The sequence below is a fragment of the Streptomyces lusitanus genome, from assembly GCF_042647945.1.
Classification (GTDB): domain Bacteria; phylum Actinomycetota; class Actinomycetes; order Streptomycetales; family Streptomycetaceae; genus Streptomyces; species Streptomyces pseudogriseolus.
The window spans coordinates 551,792-568,896 of sequence record NZ_JBHRWL010000007.1 but is presented as its reverse complement, the minus strand read 5'-3'; the positions used below and the strand labels follow the sequence as shown (position 1 = coordinate 568,896).

Below are 17,105 nucleotides of genomic sequence, written 5' to 3'. Positions count from 1 at the left end.
CCGCGGATCCTGTCATAGTTCCTGGTCAGAGGTTCCCCTCGCACCTCCATCGCCCTCCCCATCCCGAGGAAGACCATGAAATTCACCGACGGCTTCTGGCGCATCCGCGACGGTGTCCAGGTCTCGTACGCCACCGAGGTGCGAGATGTCCGCGCGGAATCGAAGCGCTTCACCAGCTTTGCCTCGACGAAAAGGGTGACGCGCCGGGGCGACACCCTGAACGCCCCGCTGGTCACGGTCGACTGCTTCTCCCCCGCCGAGGGCGTCGTCGGCGTGCGGGTCACCCACCACGCCGGGAAGCGGCATCCCGGACCTGACTTCGCCCTGACGGGCGAGGCCGGCGGCGCGGGCGAGGTGCGCCGGGACGGCGCGGTCACGGAGCTGACCAGCGGCCCGCTGACCCTGCGGCTGGACGCGGCCGGCCCCTTCGCGCTCACCTTCCTCGACGCGGACGGACGCGAGCTGACCCGCGCGGGCGCGAAGAGCACGGCGTACGCCACCACCGCCGACGGGGCGCATCATGTGCTCAGCCGGCTGTCCCTGGGCGTCGGCGAGCACGTCTACGGTCTGGGTGAGCGGTTCACGCCGTTCGTCAAGAACGGCCAGACCGTCGACGTGTGGCAGGCCGACGGCGGCACCAGCAGCGAACAGGCCTACAAGAACGTCCCGTTCTACCTGTCCTCACGCGGCTACGGCGTCTTCGTCAACCACCCCGGCGCGGTCTCCTTCGAGGTGGGCTCCGAGTCCGTCGGCCAGGTGCAGTTCAGCGTCGAGGACCAGACGCTGGAGTACTACGTCGTCGCCGGCCCGACACCGAAGGACGTCCTGGGCCGGTACACCGCCCTCACCGGCCGCCCGGCGCTGCCGCCCGCATGGTCGTTCGGCCTGTGGCTGAGCACCTCGTTCACCACCGCGTACGACGAGGCGACGGTGACCTCGTTCGTCGACGGCATGGCGGAGCGCGGCATCCCGCTGTCGGTGTTCCACTTCGACTGCTTCTGGATGCGCGAGTACCAGTGGTGCGACTTCCAGTGGGACCCCGAGGTGTTCCCGGACCCGGAGGGCATGCTGGCCCGGCTCAAGGACAAGGGCCTGCGGGTCAGCGTGTGGATCAACCCGTACATCGCGCAGAAGTCCCCGCTGTTCGACGAGGCCGCCGCGCTCGGGCACCTGGTGCGCCGGCCGGACGGCGACGTGTGGCAGTGGGACCTGTGGCAGGCCGGCATGGGCCTGGTCGACTTCACCAGCCCGCACGCCCGCGCCTGGTTCCAGAGCAAGCTGAAGGCCCTGCTCGACCAGGGGGTGGACTGCTTCAAGACGGACTTCGGCGAGCGCATCCCGACCGACGTCGTCTGGCACGACGGCTCGGACCCCGAGCGCATGCACAACTACTACACGCACCTGTACAACCGCACCGTGTTCGAGCTGCTGGAGAAGGAGCGCGGGCACGGCGAGGCAGTCGTCTTCGCCCGCTCGGCGACCGCCGGCGGCCAGCAGTACCCGGTGCACTGGGGCGGCGACTGCTGGTCGTCCTTCGAGGCGATGGCGGAGTCGCTGCGCGGCGGGCTGTCGCTGTCGCTGAGCGGGTTCGGCTTCTGGAGCCACGACATCGGCGGGTTCGAGGGCACGCCCGTGCCGGAGGTGTTCAAGCGCTGGCTCGCCTTCGGTCTGCTGTCCTCGCACAGCCGGCTGCACGGCTCCACGTCGTACCGGGTGCCGTGGGAGTTCGGCGACGAGGCGGTGGACGTCGCCCGGCGGTTCACCCTGCTCAAGCACCGGCTGATGCCGTACCTGTACGGCGCGGCGGCGGCGGCGCACCGCACCGGCGTGCCGATGATGCGGCCCATGCTGCTGGAGTTCCCGCGCGACCCGGCGTGCCGCACGCTGGACCGCCAGTACATGCTCGGCCCCGACCTGCTCATCGCGCCCGTGTTCAGCGCGGACGGCGAGGTGGAGGTGTACCTGCCGGAGGGCACCTGGACGCATCTGCTGAGCGGCGAGCGGGTCACGGGCCCGTGCTGGCGCACCGAGCGTCACGGCTACGACAGCCTGCCGCTGTACGTCCGTGAGGGCGCGGTGCTGCCACTGGCCGGGGACGACTCCCGCCCGGACGGCGACTGGCTGGACGCGCCCGTCCTCCTGGTCCACCCGACGGACGCGCCCGACTGGACGGCCGAGGTGACCGTCGTGGACACGGCGGGCCTCCCGGAGGCGACGTTCCGGGTCCGGCGGGACGGGGACGTGCTGCGGGTGACGGCCTCGGGCACGGACCGCCCGTTCACGGTGCGGGTGCCGGGCGGGGCGGAGGCTTCGGGGGCGGGCGAGGTGACGGTGCCGGCGGCGGGGTGATGGTGCCTGCGGCGGCCGGTTGAGGGGGCTGTTCGCCTCGGCGTGAGGGGTCCGGTCGCCCTGGCGTGGGGGGCCGGTGGCCTCGGGGTGGGGCGTGCTGGTCGTCTCGGCGTGAGGGGGCCGCTCGCCTCAGCATGAGGGACCGGTGGCCTTGGAGTGAGGCGTGCTGGTCGCCTCGGCGTGAGAGGGCCGGTGGCCCCGGCGTGAGGCGCACCGGTTCCGGTGCGGTGAGGGTGCCGGGGCGGGCGGGCCGTTGCTTCGGCATGACCGGCGCCAAGGCAAGGAGCACTGGGCGGACGGGCCTGCGCCCGTCGCCGGTCGGGGCTCGTCCGCATCACGGGTGCTGGGGGACGGAGCACTGGGCGGACCGACCGGTGCCCGCGCCGGACGGGGCTCGTCCGCGTCGCCGGACAGAGCCGCACGGCGGCCGCGCCGCGTCCCGGGGACGGGCGCGGTGCGGCCGGCGGACGCGTCCGACGGTGGCCGGGTGTCAGGCGCCCGGCTGCTCCGTGTCGTCCTCCGGGTGGCTGCCCGGGCTGTGGCCGGGGCCGGCCAGGGGGGTCGGGGAGAGGGCCTCGGGTTCCTCGCCGGGCTCCAGCAGGGTGTCGGCCGCGCCCACGATCAGCGGGTCCGGCTTGCCGAGCGCCTCGTGGTCCTTGGCCGGGTAGTCGCAGCGGTCGAGGAGGCTGCGCATGGCCTCCAGCCGCCCCCGGCGTTTGTCGTTGTTCTTCACGACCGTCCACGGCGCGTGCGGGGTGTCCGTGGCGCGGAACATCTCCACCTTGGCCTTGGTGTAGTCGTCCCAGCGGTCCAGCGACTCGAGGTCCATCGGCGACAGCTTCCAGCGCCGCAGCGGGTCGACCTGGCGGATGGCGAAGCGGGTGCGCTGCTCGGCCTGGGACACCGAGAACCAGAACTTCACCAGCAGGATGCCGTCGTCGGTGAGCAGCCGCTCGAACAGCGGGGTCTGCTCCAGGAACAGCCGGTATTCCTCGTCCGAACAGAAGCCCATGACCCGCTCGACGCCGGCCCGGTTGTACCAGGAGCGGTCGAAGAAGACGATCTCGCCGCGGGCCGGAAGATGGGCGACGTAGCGCTGGAAGTACCACTGCCCCGCCTCCCGTTCGGTCGGCTTCTCCAGGGCGACCACGCGGGCGCCGCGCGGGTTGAGGCGTTCCATGAACCGCTGGATGGTGCCGCCCTTGCCGGCCGCGTCACGTCCCTCGCAAACGACGACCATCCGCTGGCCGGTGTCCTTCACCCACCGCTGCATCTTCAGCAGCTCGATCTGGAGGACGCGCTTCGTGCGGTCGTACTCCGACCTGCGGATCTTCCGGTCGTACGGATGGTTCTCCCGCCAGGTCCCGATGGGCGTGCCGTCGGCGTCGAGCAGCACGGGGCGCTCCGGCCGCCGGGCGTCCACCTCGAGACCGTGCAGCAGGTCGTCGCCGGTGACGGGCGACCGGTTGTTCCTCCCCGTGTCCGCCTCCGCGGGCCCCTCGTGCGCGTCCGGGTGGTCACGCCCCTGTCGCTCGTCCGGCTGGTCGGCCGTCACCATCGTCTCCCGCCTTTCGGGTCCCGTCTCACCGGGTCCCCCCTGTGCAGCGTATGCCCGCGGGGCGGGCGCGGTGCACGCGAAGGCGGGTGCCCGCGGCAGGCGCGCCGAAGCGTGGCGGCGGACGGTGATTCGGCGGCGGGGCCGAGGGGAAGTCGGGGCGGGTCGAAAGGTGCGGCGTGCGCGGGCGGTGGTCCGCGGGCCGGGCCGCGCCGTCGTATCCCGGCGGGAGAGGTGAGGACGTGCAGATCGATCTCAAGGGCCGTACCGCGCTGGTCACGGGTTCCACCCAGGGCATCGGGGCGGCGATCGCCGCCGGGCTCGCGCGAGCGGGGGCGCGGGTCGCGGTCAACGGGCGGTCGAAGGAGCGGGTACGGGACGGCGCCGCCGCGCTGGAGCGGGAGGTGCCCGGCGCCGAGGTGGTGCCGGTCGCCGCGGACGTCACCACGGAGGAGGGCGCCCGGCGGGTCGTGGAGGCGCTTCCCCAGGTGGACGTGCTGGTGAACAACCTCGGCGTGTTCGGCGCCGCCGACCCGCTGGAGATCAGCGACGACGAATGGCGCCGTTACTTCGAGGTGAACGTGCTGGCGGCGGTGCGGCTGATCCGGCTCTTCCTGCCCGGGATGACCGAGCGCGGCTGGGGCCGGGTGCAGAACATCGCCAGCGACTCGGCGATCGTCACCCCGGCCGAGATGATCCACTACGGCATGTCGAAGACCGCGCTGCTGGCGGTGAGCCGCGGCTTCGCCAAGCAGGCGGCAGGCACGGGCGTCACGGTGAACTCGGTGATCGCCGGTCCCACGCACACGGGCGGGGTGGAGGACTTCGTGTACGAACTGGTGGACCGCGACCTGCCGTGGGAGGAGGCGCAGCGCGCCTTCATGCGCCGGCACCGGCCGCAGTCGCTGCTCCAGCGGCTGATCGAGCCCGAGGAGATCGCGAACATGGTCGTGTACCTGGCCTCGGAGCAGGCGTCGGCGACGACGGGCGGGGCGCTGCGCGTGGACGGCGGGTACGTGGACTCGATCCTGCCGTGAGGTGATCCGGCAAGGGGGGCGGGCCGGCACCTGCGGGACAGGTGCCGGCCCTGTGCTGTCCCCAGGGGCTCATCCGGAGTGGAAGGCGTCCGGCGTCCTGATCCGGTCGCGGATCCAGACGCCGGCGGGCTTGAGGGACCCGGTGCCGGCCCAGGGCCCGTCGGCGGCGCAGGTGCCCGGGGTGAACACGGCTCCGCTGCGGTGGTCGTCGGAGTAGTTCCAGTTGACCCAGCTGATCTTCTTCTGAGCCATGAGGTCGAGGTAGCGCTGGGACATCGCGAAGTCGTCGGCGCCCTCCCCGGCGTAGTTCTGCGTGCCGAACTCGGTGACGAACACGGGGATGCGGTCGGCGGCGCGGGAGAGGGCCGCGAGGTACTCGTCGCGGTGCGAGGCGGCGTAGAAGTGGAACGTGTACATGATGTTGGAGGCGTCGACCGGGTCGTTCACGACCTCCGACTCGTCGGCGCCCTCGGACACGCCGAACGAGGACCAGGCGCGGGTGCCGACGAGGACGGGCGCGTCGGGGTCGGCGGCGCGGATGACCGGGATGACACGCTCCGCGTACTCCTTGACGCGGGACCAGCTGACGCCGTTGGGCTCGTTGGCGATCTCGTAGAGGACGTTGACGCGGTCCTTGTGGCGGCTCGCGATGTCGGTGAAGAACTTCGTGGCGCGGTCGAGGTTGGTCATGGGGTCGCCGGGATCGAGCATGTGCCAGTCGACGATCACGTAGAGCCCGCGGTCGCTCGCCTGCCGGACCAGCCGGTCGGCGAGGGCGGTGAAGTGCGCGGGGTCGGTCTCGTAGCCGCCCTCCTGCACATAGGTGGAGACGCGGAGGACGTCGGCCCGCCAGTCGTGGGCGAGGGCGTCGAGGGAGGCGTCGGTCAGGCACTGGGCGTACCACTGGGTGCCGTGGGTGCTCATGCCCCGGAGCTGGACGGGGGCGCCGTACTGGTTGCACAGCTGGGTGCCGCAGACCTGGAGGCGGCCGTTGGCGTCGACGGGGGTGGCTGCGCGGTGGGTGATCGGCACCCGCGCACCGTAGCCGGTGGGGCGGGCCGCGGTGGCGGGGAGGGCGGCGGTCAGGAGGAGGAGCAGGGCGCCGGCGAGGGCCGCGAGAAGGAGCGCCCCTCGCCGGGTGGGAGGGGGCGTCGGTTTCGTTTTCGGACAGGCTGAAGCCGTGTGGGGGGCCGGTGTCATGTGGGGGGACTCCGTCCGGTGGATGGTTAGGAAAGTTTCCTAACCCGATGGAACTCCAGGCGCGCCCGGATGACAAGGGGCGTGACGAAGCCTTCCGCGTGACGGGTGCGCGCCCCCGGTGGCGCGCGCCGCCCGCTCCTGTCCGCTCAGCGCAGGACGAGCTGGACGAGGGCGACGGTCCCGACGGCGACGACAAGGACGCGCAGCACGGCGGGGCGGAAGCGGCGGCCCGTCGCGGCACCGAGCTGTCCGCCCAGGGTGGAGCCGGCCGCGACGAGGGCGACGGCCGTCCAGTCGAAGTCGGCGACGAAGAGGAAGAAGACGGCGGCGACCGTGTTGACGACGGCGACGAGGACGTTCTTGACGGCGTTGAGCCGCTGGAGCGGCTCGTCGAGGAGCAGGCCCATCAGGGAGATGTAGATGATTCCCTGGGCGGCGGCGAAGTAGCCCCCGTACACGCTGGCGAGTGTCAGCCCGGCGAACAGCGGCCGCCCGCCGTCCGGCCGTACGGGCCGGTCCGCGGGCCTGCGTCGCCGCACCGTACGGCTGATCAGGGGCTGGAGGGCGACGAGGACGAGGGCCAGCCCGACCAGACAGGGCACGATGGTTTCGAACGCCTCGGCGGGCAGGGTGAGCAGCAGTACGGCGCCGGTGATCCCGCCGAGCGCGGACCCGACGGCCAGCTTGCGGACGCGGTGGCCCTGCCCGGCCAGCTCACGGCGGTACCCGACGGCCCCGCTGACGGCGCCGGGCACGAGGCCGAGGGCGTTGGACACCGTGGCGGTGAGGGGGGACAGCCCGGCGGCGAGCAGCACGGGGAACGTCACGAGCGTGCCGGACCCGACCACGGCGTTCAGGGCCCCGGCACCCACACCGGCGCCGAACACCGCGAGCATCTCGAGCGGGGTCATGCCAGGCCTCGTACCGGAGGGTGGCCGGGGAAGGGGGCCGAGGAGATGCTCAGGGGGGCACGGTCGCTCATGGGGGCACGGTAGCTGGCGGTCGGTTCGGCGCCCGCCGAAGGGTGACGGCCCTCCCTCAGGTGTCTACGGCTGCCGTGCGTCCTCGCGTCCGCCCTGCGCCGGGTCGGCGGAACCCGTGTCCGCGAAGGAGGCGAGGAGCCGCAGCTTCTCGTCGCTGTCGCTGCCCTTGTCCGGGTAGTAGACGACGAGGATGACGTCGTCGAGGGGGAGTTTGTCGCGGTGGAGGCGCAGGTCGCCGACGACGGGGTGGTGGACGGTGGCGGTGCCTCCGTCGAGGGTGCGGACGTCGTGGCGGGCCCAGAGGGTGCGGAAACGTTCGCTGGTGAGGGCGAGTTCGCCGACGAGTTCGACGAAGCGGGGGTTGTCGGTGTCGTCGCCGATGGTGGTGCGGAGGGCGGCGACGATGCCGGCGGTCGCCTGCGGCCAGTCCTGGTGGAAGGCGCGCTCCTCGGGGTCGAGGAGGAGGTCGCGCAGCCGGTTCCGGCCGGGGCGCAGGCGCGGGGAGAGCGCGACGGCCATGGGGTTCGACGCCAGCACGTCGAACGCGCGCCCCTCCACGAAGGCGGGGATCTGGAGGTGCGCGAGCAGCTGGTGGGCGCGCGCGGGGACGTGCTCGGGCCGCTTGCGGCGGGGCGCCCTGGGGCGGGCCGCCGCGAGGCCGAGGAGGTAGGTGCGTTCGACCTCGTCGAGCTGGAGGACCCGCGCGAGGGACATCAGGACCTGGGGTGAGGGGTTCTTGTCGCGGCCCCGTTCCAGGCGCAGGTAGTAGTCGGGGCTGATGCCGGCGAGCAGGGCGACCTCCTCCCGGCGCAGTCCGGGCAGGCGTCGGGTGCCGCCGGGCGGGAGGCCCGCCTGCTCCGGGGTGACCAGCTCACGCCGGGCACGAAGGTAACTGCCGAGCCGGTTGCCGGAAGCGTCGTCCTTCATGCCGCCACCGTAATGCGGTGCGCGGGACGGAAGGGGGGTCCTGTCAGGACCAGGGAGAACGGGGGCTCTGCCACGCGCACGGGATGCGGTGGAGGCTCGTGGCCGAGACGCAGAGAACGCCGAGAACGTGGACAACACGTCGGCCGTGAAGGGACGATCTTGTGAAACTCTCCGACCACACCGTATTCATCGCCGGTGGCACCTCGGGCATCGGGCAGGAGCTGGCGCGGCGGTTCGCCGCGGCCGGCAGCACCGTGGTCGTCGGCGGCCGCGACGGGGACGCCCTCGCGCGACTGGCGGAGGAAGGCTTCGGGACGGTGCGCATCGACGTCACCGACGCCGCCTCCGTCACGGCGGCGCGTGACACCGTGCTCGCCCGGTACCCCGGACTGGACACCGTGATCACGATGTCCGGCGTCATGCGCATGGAGGACCTGCGCGACCCGGCGCACTTCGAGGCGACGGCGGCCACGGTCGACACCAACCTGCTCGGCACGATCCGGGTCGTCGACGCGTTCACCCCGCATCTGATCGGGCGGGGCGCCGGCACCTTCGTCACGGTGACCTCCGGCATCGCCTTCCTGCCGTTCCCGCCCATGCCGAGCTACGCGGCCTCGAAGGCGGGGGTGCACGCCTACTCCGAGGCGTTGCGCGCGCAGCTCGCCGGCACGGGTGTCGACGTCGTCGAGCTGGTGCCGCCGGCCGTCGCGACGGCCGGGCAGGAGAAGGTGAACCCGCACGCGCTGCCGCTGGACGAGTTCGCCACGGAGGTCATGGACCTCCTCGCGCAGGAGCCCACGCCCCGCGAGATCCTCGTCAAGGGCGTCCAGATGCACCGCTGGGCGGAGCGGGACGGTACGTACGACGACCTGGTCGCCCAGCGCTCGCAGGCCCTGGCCAGCCTGCCGGGCCGCCAGGGCTGAGCCCTGCGCGCGGCGCCGGGGGGTGCACGAAACGGCGGTGGCCGGCGTCGTGCCGGCCACCGCCGTTCGGGACCGGACGGCTGGGCGCCCGGTCGACAGGTGTTCCTAGGCCGCGCGGTCCATCGAAGGCTTCGTGCGCGGCTTGCGGCGCGGCGCCGCCTCGTCGGTGCGGCGGGTGCGGCCGCCGGCGCCGCGGTCCTGGGCGGTCTGGGCGCCGCCCTTGGCCGTACCGCCCCTGCCCGTGTTCCCCTGGGCCTGGGCCTGCCCCTGCCGCCCCGGCGCCCCACGGCGGCGGCTGCGGTTGCGGGACGGGGCCGAGGCGGTGCGGCGGGGGCGTTCCACGACCGGGACCGCGATGACGACCGGGACGCCGGAGGGCGTCCGGGCGCCGGTGATCCGGGTCAGCTCCTCGTCGCCCGGCCGTACCTCCGTGATGCGCGGGGTGATGCCCGCCTGGGACATCAGCCGGCTGACGTCACGCCGCTGGTCCCGCGTGACCAGGGTGATCACGCTGCCGGACTCGCCGGCGCGGGCCGTACGGCCGCCGCGGTGGAGGTAGTCCTTGGGGTCGCCGGGCGGGTCGACGTTGACGACCAGACCGAGGTCGTCGACGTGGATGCCGCGCGCCGCGACGTTCGTCGCCACCAGCACGGTGACGTGACCGTCCTTGAACTGGGTGAGCGTCCGCGTCCGCTGCGGCTGCGACTTGCCGCCGTGCAGGCCGGCGGCGCGCACGCCGTTGTTCAGCAGGTGCTTGGTCAGCCGGTCCACCGCGTGCTTGGTGTCGAGGAACATGATGACCCGGCCGTCGCGCGCCGCGATCTCCGTTGTCGTCTGCCGCTTGTCCGCGTCGTCGATGTGGAGCACGTGGTGCTCCATGGTCGTCACCGCGCCCGCGGACGGGTCGACGGAGTGGACCACCGGGTCGCTGAGGTAGCGGCGGACGAGCTGGTCGACGTTGCGGTCGAGCGTCGCGGAGAACAGCAGGCGCTGGCCGTCGGGGCGCACCTGGTCCAGCAGCCGGGTGACCTGGGGCATGAAGCCCATGTCGGTCATCTGGTCGGCCTCGTCGAGCACGGTGATCGCGACCTCGTCGAGTATGCAGTCGCCCCGGTCGACCAGGTCCTTCAGCCGTCCCGGCGTCGCGACGACGACCTCGGCGCCGGCGCGCAGCGCGGACGCCTGCTTGCCGATCGACAGTCCGCCGACCACGGTGGCGATCCGCAGCCGCACGGAGCGGGCGTACGGGGTCAGCGCGTCGTTGACCTGTCCGGCGAGTTCCCGGGTGGGCACGAGGACGAGGGCGAGCGGCTTGCGGGGCTCGGCACGGCGGCCGACCGTCCGGGCGAGCAGCGGCAGGCCGAAGGCGAGGGTCTTCCCGGAGCCGGTGCGGCCCCGGCCGAGTACGTCACGGCCGGCCAGGGAGTTCGGCAGCGTGGCCGCCTGGATGGGGAACGGCGCGGTGACGCCTTCGCTGCCGAGGGTGGCCAGCATCGCGTCGGGAAGGCCGAGATCCTCGAAGGCCTCCACCGCGGGGAGCGCGGGGGTGATCGTCTCGGGCAGCGCGAACTCCCCCGACGTCACGGTCCTGCGGCCCGCGCCGCCCTTGCCCTTGCCCTGTCCCTGTCGCGGCGCACCGCCGCGGCCGCCCGCGGCGCCGGAGCGGCGGACGCCCTTCGGGGCGCCCTTGCCTGCGGAGCGGAAGCGGGCCGATCGATCGTTCGCGCGTGCCTGTGTCACGGAGAACCTTCCTTGATGTGGCGCGTCTCAAGGAATGTCCGCCGCGATGGAACACGGGGAATTGCAAGAACGAGCCTGGGTGGGTGGGGCCGCGGGGGCGGTTCCGCCCGGTGAGGGCGCGACCCATGAGAAGCAGCGACGGGAGTGTGCACCTCTCCGTGTGATCCGTGTGAGATCTTGCTGCGTGGCAGGCGCCGGTGCCTACGCGGTGCCGGTCCCTCCGGCTCCGCGGGTCGATGACCGCGCGACTGCAACAGAGATCGACACTAGCACGGCGATCGCGGGAGCACTGTGACGGGCGTCGCCCTCCCCTCTCCCCGGGCGCTGTCACGCGCTCCCGTCACGCCCCCGGCGCCAGGTCACGCCCCCGGCGCCAGGCTCCGCAGCACGTCGAACTCGTTGCCCTCCGGGTCGGCCAGCACCGTCCAGGAGCGGTCCGGTCCCTGGCCCACGTCCACCCGTGTGGCACCGAGGGCCAACAGGCGTGTGACCTCCGCCTCCGTGCTGCGGTCGACGGGGCTGACGTCCAGGTGGAGGCGGTTCTTGACCGTCTTGTGCTCGGGGACGCGGATGAAGACCACGGTGGGCGGCATCTGGCGGGCCCGGACGTCCTCCACCGTGGGTTCCCAGGAGCCGATCTCGACCTTGTCCGCGGTCCGGTCGATGACCTGGAAGTCCAGGACCGCGCACCAGAAGGCCGCCAGCCGCTCCGGATCGTGGCAGTCGACCACCACCTCGGTGAATCTGCTCGCCACTTACGCCGTCCCGCCTGCCGGAACCCGTGCCACTCCCGCGTAGATGCCGCTGTCCTCCGCCGGGGGCGCGGGTGCGTCGCGGAACCATTCCGGGGCCGTCACCAGGCCGGGTTCGACCAGGTCGAGGCCGTCGAAGAAGCGGGCGACCTCGGCGTGGGTGCGGAAGCCGAGGCGGATGCCGGCCCGGGCGTACTCCTCGGTGACCTGGCGGGCCAGGTCGGCGTGCAGGTCGGACGCGGCGTGGGACAGCACGAGGTGGCTGCCCGGCGGCAGCGCGTCCACCAACTCCCGCACGATGCCCTGCGGGTCCTGGTCGTCGGGGAGGAAGTGGAGGAGGGCGATCAGGGACAGGGCGACGGGGCGCGTGAAGTCGAGGACGTCGCGGGCGTGCCGCAGGATCGCGGCGGGGTCGCGCACGTCGGCCTGGACGTAGTCCGTGGAGCCCTCGGGGCTGCTGACGAGCAGCGCCTCGGCGTGACGCAGCACAATCGGGTCGTTGTCGACGTACACGATCCGCGCCTCGGGGACCACGCGTTGCACTATCTGGTGGAGGTTCGGCTCGGTGGGGATGCCGGTGCCGATGTCGAGGAACTGGTCGACGCCCTGGTCCGCGAGCCAGGCGGCGGCGCGGTGCATGAAGGCGCGGTTCTGCCGGGCGGCGTCCTTCGCCTGGGGCGGGAGTTTGCGCCCGACGGCCTCGTCGACCGGGTAGTTGTCCTTGCCGCCCAGCAGCCAGTCGTAGACCCGCGCGGGCTGGGCCCTGCTGGTGTCGGTCCGGGGCGGGTTGGGGGGTGTGCCCGTCGGCATGACGTGTCCGTTCCCGTGAGTACGGCGGATCGCTCCCTGACGATCATGAGTCTGGCACACCAACGGGCGTGCCGACAGGGCAGGTTCACCGGTCGGCGCGTCGGCGCGTCGGCGCGTCGGCGACGAGCGTCCCTCGGTGCCCCTCAGCGACCTTCCGGCGGCGGCGCCGTGCTGTCCCGCAGCACCAGCCGCGCCGGCACCAGCGTCGTGCCCCGCTCCGGCCCCTCCTGCCGCATCTTCCGCAGCACCGCCTCCACGCACAGCCGCCCCACCTCGGCGAAGTCCTGGTGCAGGGTGGTCAGCGGGGGCAGGAAGGACGACGCCTCGGGGATGTCGTCGAATCCGACCACGCTGACGTCCTCCGGCACCCGTCTGCCGTGTTCGTGCAGGGCCCGCAACAGGCCCAGCGCCATCTGGTCGTTGGCGGCGAAGACGGCCGTGCAGTCCTCGCGGGCGGCGAGTTGGAGGCCGGCCCGGTAGCCGGACTCCGCGGACCAGTCGCCGCGGACCAGCGGCGGCAGCTCCCGCCCCGCCTCGGTGAGCGCGGCGCGCCAGGCGTCGGTGCGGCGCTGCGCGGCGAACGAGTCGTCGGGTCCGGCCAGGTGCCACACGGTGCGGTGGCCGAGGTCGAGCAGGTGGCGTACGGCGGCGCGGGTGCCGCCGTGCTGGTCGGTGTCGACGACGGTGTAGCGGTCGCCGGCGTCGGAGTCGACGACCACCACCTGCACGTGCGGCGGGAGTTGAACCGTCGCCGCGTCCAGGAGGTGCACCTCCATGATGACGATCACGGCGTCGACGGCGAGCTCCTCGAGGCGGGAGAACGCGCCGCGCACCTCGTCCTGGGTGGGCACGGCGACCGGCAGCAGCGTCACCGCGTACCCCTCGCGTGCGGCGGAGTTGGCGATGGCCTCCAGGGTGCGCACGTTGCCGGTGGTGGCGAGCGTGAAGGTGATGACGCCGATGGTGCGGAACTCGCCGCGTTTCAGGGCGCGGGCGGCGCTGTTGGGCCGGTAGCCGAGCTCCTTCATCGCGGCGAGCACCTGGCGGCGGGTCTCCTCGGTCACGCCGGGGTAGCCGTTGGAGACGCGGGAGACGGTCTGGGCCGAGACCCCCGCCAGCCGTGCCACGTCCGCCATGGAGGCGGTGGCGCGCACACGGCCGCGGCGCCGTGCGGCGAGGGCGCCCGTCCCCTGGCCGGCGCCCGCCGCCGCGGCCGTCGGGCCGCCCGGGTTCACCGCCGCTTCATCGACCGTCTCCACGCGCCGCCCCCCGCCTTCCTGTCTCTCCTGTCACGGTCCTTCTGAGGACTCTTGACCGTCGTCATCGGGGCAGTGTAGACATGCCGCCACCGGATGTTTACGTAAACATAGCAGCTCAGCGCGTTTCCCCGCCGAGTGATGTTTACGCAAACATCCGACCGGGCGACCTGCCGCCCGGCTCCGTGCCGGGTGCCGAGCCGCTGGTTACCGGAACGCCGAACAGCGAGGGACGACATGACGACGCTGCAACCGCCGGCGGCCGCAGAGCCGCGGCCGGCCCCGCCTCCGGCGAGACGGGACCGGCGCTCGTGGAAGGGCTGGGGGTTCATCGGCCCGTTCGCGGCCGTGTTCGCCCTCGTCTTCCTCGCACCGATCGCCTACTCCGTCTACCTCAGCCTGTTCCGCGACCAGCTCGTCGGCGGCACCACGTTCGTCGGTCTGGACAACTACCAGCAGGCGCTGAAGGACGAGCTGTTCTGGGCGTCGCTGGGCCGGGTCGCGCTGTTCCTGGTGATCCAGGTGCCGATCATGCTGGGCATCGCCCTGCTGGTGGCGCTGGCCCTGGACAGCGGCCGGCTGTACGGGAAGAGCTTCTTCCGCATCACGATCTTCCTGCCGTACGCGGTGCCCGCCGTGGTCGCCACCCTGATGTGGGGCTTCATGTACGGCACCAAGTACGGCCTGGTCGGGGACGTCAACTCCGCCTTCGGCTGGACGCTGCCCGACCCGCTCTCCGCCGACCTGGTGCTGGCCTCCATCGGCAACATCGTCACGTGGGAGTTCGTCGGCTACAACATGCTGATCTTCTACTCGGCGCTGCGGGTCGTCCCGCACTCCCTGTACGAGGCGGCGGAGATCGACGGCGCGAGCCAGTGGCGCGTGATCACCGCGATCAAGCTGCCCGCCATCCGCGGCGCGCTGGTGATCGCGACGATCTTCTCCATCATCGGCAGCTTCCAGCTCTTCAACGAGCCGAACATCCTGCGCCCGCTGGCCCGCAACGCCATCACGACGGACTACACGCCGAACTTCTACACGTACTCGCTGTCCTTCAGCGGCCAGCAGCACAACTACTCCGCGACGGTGGCCATCATCATGGGCCTGATCACGATGGTGGTCGCCTACGTCGTGCAGCTTCGCGGCATGCGCAAGGGAGCGTGACCCGATGACCACCCCCGTCACCACCCCCGCACCCGCCGCCACGGCGCCCGGCGGCGCCAGGAACGCCCCGCGTCTGCGGCGCGCCAAGGAGCACCGCCCGGGCCGGCCCCGGCGCAGCAAGCTGCTGACCGTGCTGACCTCGCTGGTCGTCCTGTACACCGTGGTCCCGCTGGTCTGGCTGGTCGTCAACGCCACGAAGACCCAGTCGGGGCTGGCGAGCTCCAACGGCCTGTGGTTCGCGGACGACTTCGCGCTGTGGGACAACATCCGCGACACGTTCACCTACGGCGACGGCATCTTCACCCGCTGGCTGCTCAACACCCTGCTGTACGTGGTGCTGGGCGCCGGGGGCGCGACGCTGCTGGCGGTGCTCGGCGGGTACGCGCTGGCGAAGTTCGACTTCCCCGGCAAGCGCGGCGTCTTCGCCACGGTGATCGGCGCGGTGGCGGTGCCGGGCACCGCGCTCGCCGTGCCGACCTTCCTGATGTTCAGCGAGATGGGGCTGACGGACACCCCGTGGGCGGTCGTCCTGCCGTCGCTGGTGTCGCCGTTCGGTCTCTACCTGATGTGGGTCTTCGCCAGCGAGGCGATCCCCACGGAGCTGCTGGAGGCCGCCCGGATGGACGGCGCGGGCGAGGCGCGGACCTTCTTCACGGTGGCGCTCCCGCTGCTCGCCCCCGGCATCGTGACCGTGCTGCTGTTCACCACGGTCGCCACCTGGAACAACTACTTCCTGCCGCTGATCATGCTCAAGGACCCGGACTGGTACCCCCTGACCCTGGGCCTGAGCGCGTGGAACTCCCAGGCGGAGACCGTCGGCGGCGAGGTGATCTTCAACCTGGTGATCACCGGCTCCCTCCTGACGATCCTGCCGCTCGTCGTCGCGTTCCTGTTCCTCCAGAAGTACTGGCAGTCGGGTCTCGCCGCCGGAAGCGTCAAGGAGTGATCCGGCGGCCCCCCGGCCGCCCTCCGAGCCCACACCCGCCCCACGTCCGGTGTCCCCCACCCCTCCGTGTCCCACCTCACCCCTGTCCCACCCACGAAGAAGTGGATCCACACTCATGCGCAGAAGGACCAGCCGCCTGCTGGGCGGCATCGCCCTCGTGACCTCCCTCGCCCTGGGCGCCACCGCCTGCGGCGGCTCGGACGACGGGGCCGGCACCGAGTCGGTCTCGGCCGAGGACATCCAGGCGGCCCTGGACAAGGGCGGCACGGTCACCGTCTGGTCGTGGGAGCCCACGCTGAAGACGGTCGCCGCCGACTTCCAGAAGAAGTACCCCAAGGTCAAGGTCAACCTGGTCAGCGAGCGCTCCGGGGACAAGCACTACACGGCGCTGTCGAACGCCATATCCGCCGGCAAGGGCGTCCCGGACGTCGCGCAGCTCGAGTACTTCTCGATCGGCCAGTACTCCCTCACCAAGGGCCTGACCGACCTGTCCGGCTTCGGCGCGGGCAAGCTCGCCTCGACGTACACGGCGGGCCCCTGGAACGCCGTCACCGAGGGCGACAAGGTCTACGGCCTGCCGATGGACTCCGGTCCGATGGCGCTGTTCTACAACAAGACGCTCTTCGACAAGTACAAGATCGCCGTCCCGACCACCTGGGACGAGTACCTGGACGCGGCCCGCAAGCTGCACAAGGCCGACCCGAAGGCGTACATCGCCAACGACACCGGCGACGCCGGCTTCACCACCAGCATGCTGTGGCAGGCCGGTTCGCGGCCCTACAAGGTCGACGGCACCACGGTGACGATCGACTTCGGTGACGCGAACGCGAAGAAGTTCACGACCGTCTGGCAGAAGCTGATCGACGAGAAGCTGCTCGCGCCCGTCACCAGCTGGACGGACGACTGGTACAAGGGCCTCGGCGACGGCACCATCGCCACCCTGTCCACCGGCGCCTGGATGCCCGCCAACTTCGAGTCCGGCGTGCCGAACGCCTCCGGCCAGTGGCGCGTGGCCCCGCTGCCCGCGTGGGCGAAGGGCGACAAGGCCAGCGCGGAGAACGGCGGCAGCGCGCTGACCGTCCCGGCGCTCGCCGAGAACAAGGAACTGGCCTACGCCTTCGTGGAGTACGCCAACTCCGGTGCGGGCGTCGCCTCCCGCGTCTCCGAGGGCGCCTTCCCCGCCACCCAGGCGGAGCTGAAGTCCCCCGAGTTCCTCGGCAAGGAGTTCGCGTACTTCGGGGGCCAGAAGGCCAACGAGATCTTCGCCGCCTCCGCCGCGAACGTCGCCGACGACTGGTCGTACCTGCCCTTCCAGGCGTACGCCAACTCGATCTTCAACGACACCGTCGGCAAGGCCTACATCTCCGGCACCCGGCTGGAGGACGGTTTGAGGGCCTGGCAGGACGCCTCGGTGAAGTACGGCGAGGAGCAGGGCTTCACCGTCGAGAAGTAGCGCCACGCAC

14 protein-coding genes are annotated in these 17,105 nt (G+C 72.1%); 6 read left to right on the top strand and 8 right to left on the bottom strand.

All coding sequences use genetic code 11. The features are described 5' to 3' along the window. Window positions 1–75: 75 nt before the first annotated feature. On the top strand, window positions 76–2,349 hold the full coding sequence (gene yicI / locus ACFOSY_RS14395; RefSeq protein ID WP_394307178.1) for an alpha-xylosidase: 2,274 nt from the start codon (window positions 76–78) through the stop codon (window positions 2,347–2,349). A 490-nt stretch (window positions 2,350–2,839) separates the two neighbouring features. Here the strand turns inward: yicI and ppk2 are convergent, their stop codons facing one another. Continuing rightward, window positions 2,840–3,907 carry a polyphosphate kinase 2 gene (gene ppk2 / locus ACFOSY_RS14390; RefSeq protein WP_394307177.1) on the bottom strand — a complete coding sequence of 356 codons (1,068 nt, stop codon included), beginning with the start codon at window positions 3,905–3,907 and terminating at the stop codon, window positions 2,840–2,842. A gap of 239 nt (window positions 3,908–4,146) precedes the next feature. On the opposite strand from ppk2, the gene ACFOSY_RS14385 reads away from it, so the two are divergent. Continuing rightward, window positions 4,147–4,941 (top strand): SDR family NAD(P)-dependent oxidoreductase, encoded by a 795-nt coding sequence (locus ACFOSY_RS14385; protein ID WP_394307176.1) that lies wholly within the window; start codon window positions 4,147–4,149, stop codon window positions 4,939–4,941. A gap of 69 nt (window positions 4,942–5,010) precedes the next feature. Here the strand turns inward: ACFOSY_RS14385 and ACFOSY_RS14380 are convergent, their stop codons facing one another. From ACFOSY_RS14380 to ACFOSY_RS14370, 3 genes are all read right to left on the bottom strand, one after another. Beyond that, entirely contained in the window at window positions 5,011–6,141 is a 1,131-nt protein-coding gene (locus tag ACFOSY_RS14380) for a glycoside hydrolase family 5 protein (protein ID WP_394307175.1), read from the bottom strand. 146 nt (window positions 6,142–6,287) lie between these two features. Continuing rightward, window positions 6,288–7,052 carry a sulfite exporter TauE/SafE family protein gene (locus ACFOSY_RS14375; RefSeq protein ID WP_394307174.1) on the bottom strand — a complete coding sequence of 255 codons (765 nt, stop codon included), beginning with the start codon at window positions 7,050–7,052 and terminating at the stop codon, window positions 6,288–6,290. Window positions 7,053–7,187: 135 nt separating this feature from the next. Further along, entirely contained in the window at window positions 7,188–8,051 is an 864-nt protein-coding gene (locus tag ACFOSY_RS14370) for a helix-turn-helix domain-containing protein (RefSeq protein WP_394307173.1), read from the bottom strand. Between the two features lie 161 nt (window positions 8,052–8,212). Between ACFOSY_RS14370 and ACFOSY_RS14365 the strand changes: the two genes are divergently transcribed. Next, window positions 8,213–8,974 (top strand): SDR family oxidoreductase, encoded by a 762-nt coding sequence (locus tag ACFOSY_RS14365; protein ID WP_394307172.1) that lies wholly within the window; start codon window positions 8,213–8,215, stop codon window positions 8,972–8,974. A 105-nt stretch (window positions 8,975–9,079) separates the two neighbouring features. On the opposite strand, the gene ACFOSY_RS14360 is transcribed toward ACFOSY_RS14365, so the two are convergent. The 4 genes from ACFOSY_RS14360 to ACFOSY_RS14345 form a co-directional block, all read right to left on the bottom strand. Further along, entirely contained in the window at window positions 9,080–10,714 is a 1,635-nt protein-coding gene (locus ACFOSY_RS14360; RefSeq protein ID WP_394307171.1) for a DEAD/DEAH box helicase, read from the bottom strand. 359 nt (window positions 10,715–11,073) lie between these two features. Next, window positions 11,074–11,469: a VOC family protein gene (locus ACFOSY_RS14355; protein ID WP_394307170.1), complete on the bottom strand. Its 396-nt coding sequence runs from the start codon at window positions 11,467–11,469 to the stop codon at window positions 11,074–11,076. Continuing rightward, entirely contained in the window at window positions 11,470–12,276 is an 807-nt protein-coding gene (locus tag ACFOSY_RS14350; protein WP_394307169.1) for an SAM-dependent methyltransferase, read from the bottom strand. A gap of 143 nt (window positions 12,277–12,419) precedes the next feature. Further along, on the bottom strand, window positions 12,420–13,412 hold the full coding sequence (locus ACFOSY_RS14345) for a LacI family DNA-binding transcriptional regulator (RefSeq protein ID WP_394307363.1): 993 nt from the start codon (window positions 13,410–13,412) through the stop codon (window positions 12,420–12,422). Window positions 13,413–13,769: 357 nt separating this feature from the next. On the opposite strand from ACFOSY_RS14345, the gene ACFOSY_RS14340 reads away from it, so the two are divergent. From ACFOSY_RS14340 to ACFOSY_RS14330, 3 genes are all read left to right on the top strand, one after another. Then, entirely contained in the window at window positions 13,770–14,696 is a 927-nt protein-coding gene (locus ACFOSY_RS14340) for a carbohydrate ABC transporter permease (protein WP_394307168.1), read from the top strand. Window positions 14,697–14,700: 4 nt separating this feature from the next. After that, window positions 14,701–15,642, top strand: a complete 942-nt coding sequence (locus ACFOSY_RS14335; RefSeq protein WP_394307167.1) for a carbohydrate ABC transporter permease — start codon at window positions 14,701–14,703, stop codon at window positions 15,640–15,642. A 115-nt stretch (window positions 15,643–15,757) separates the two neighbouring features. Continuing rightward, window positions 15,758–17,095, top strand: a complete 1,338-nt coding sequence (locus ACFOSY_RS14330; RefSeq protein ID WP_394307166.1) for an ABC transporter substrate-binding protein — start codon at window positions 15,758–15,760, stop codon at window positions 17,093–17,095. Window positions 17,096–17,105: the final 10 nt, after the last annotated feature.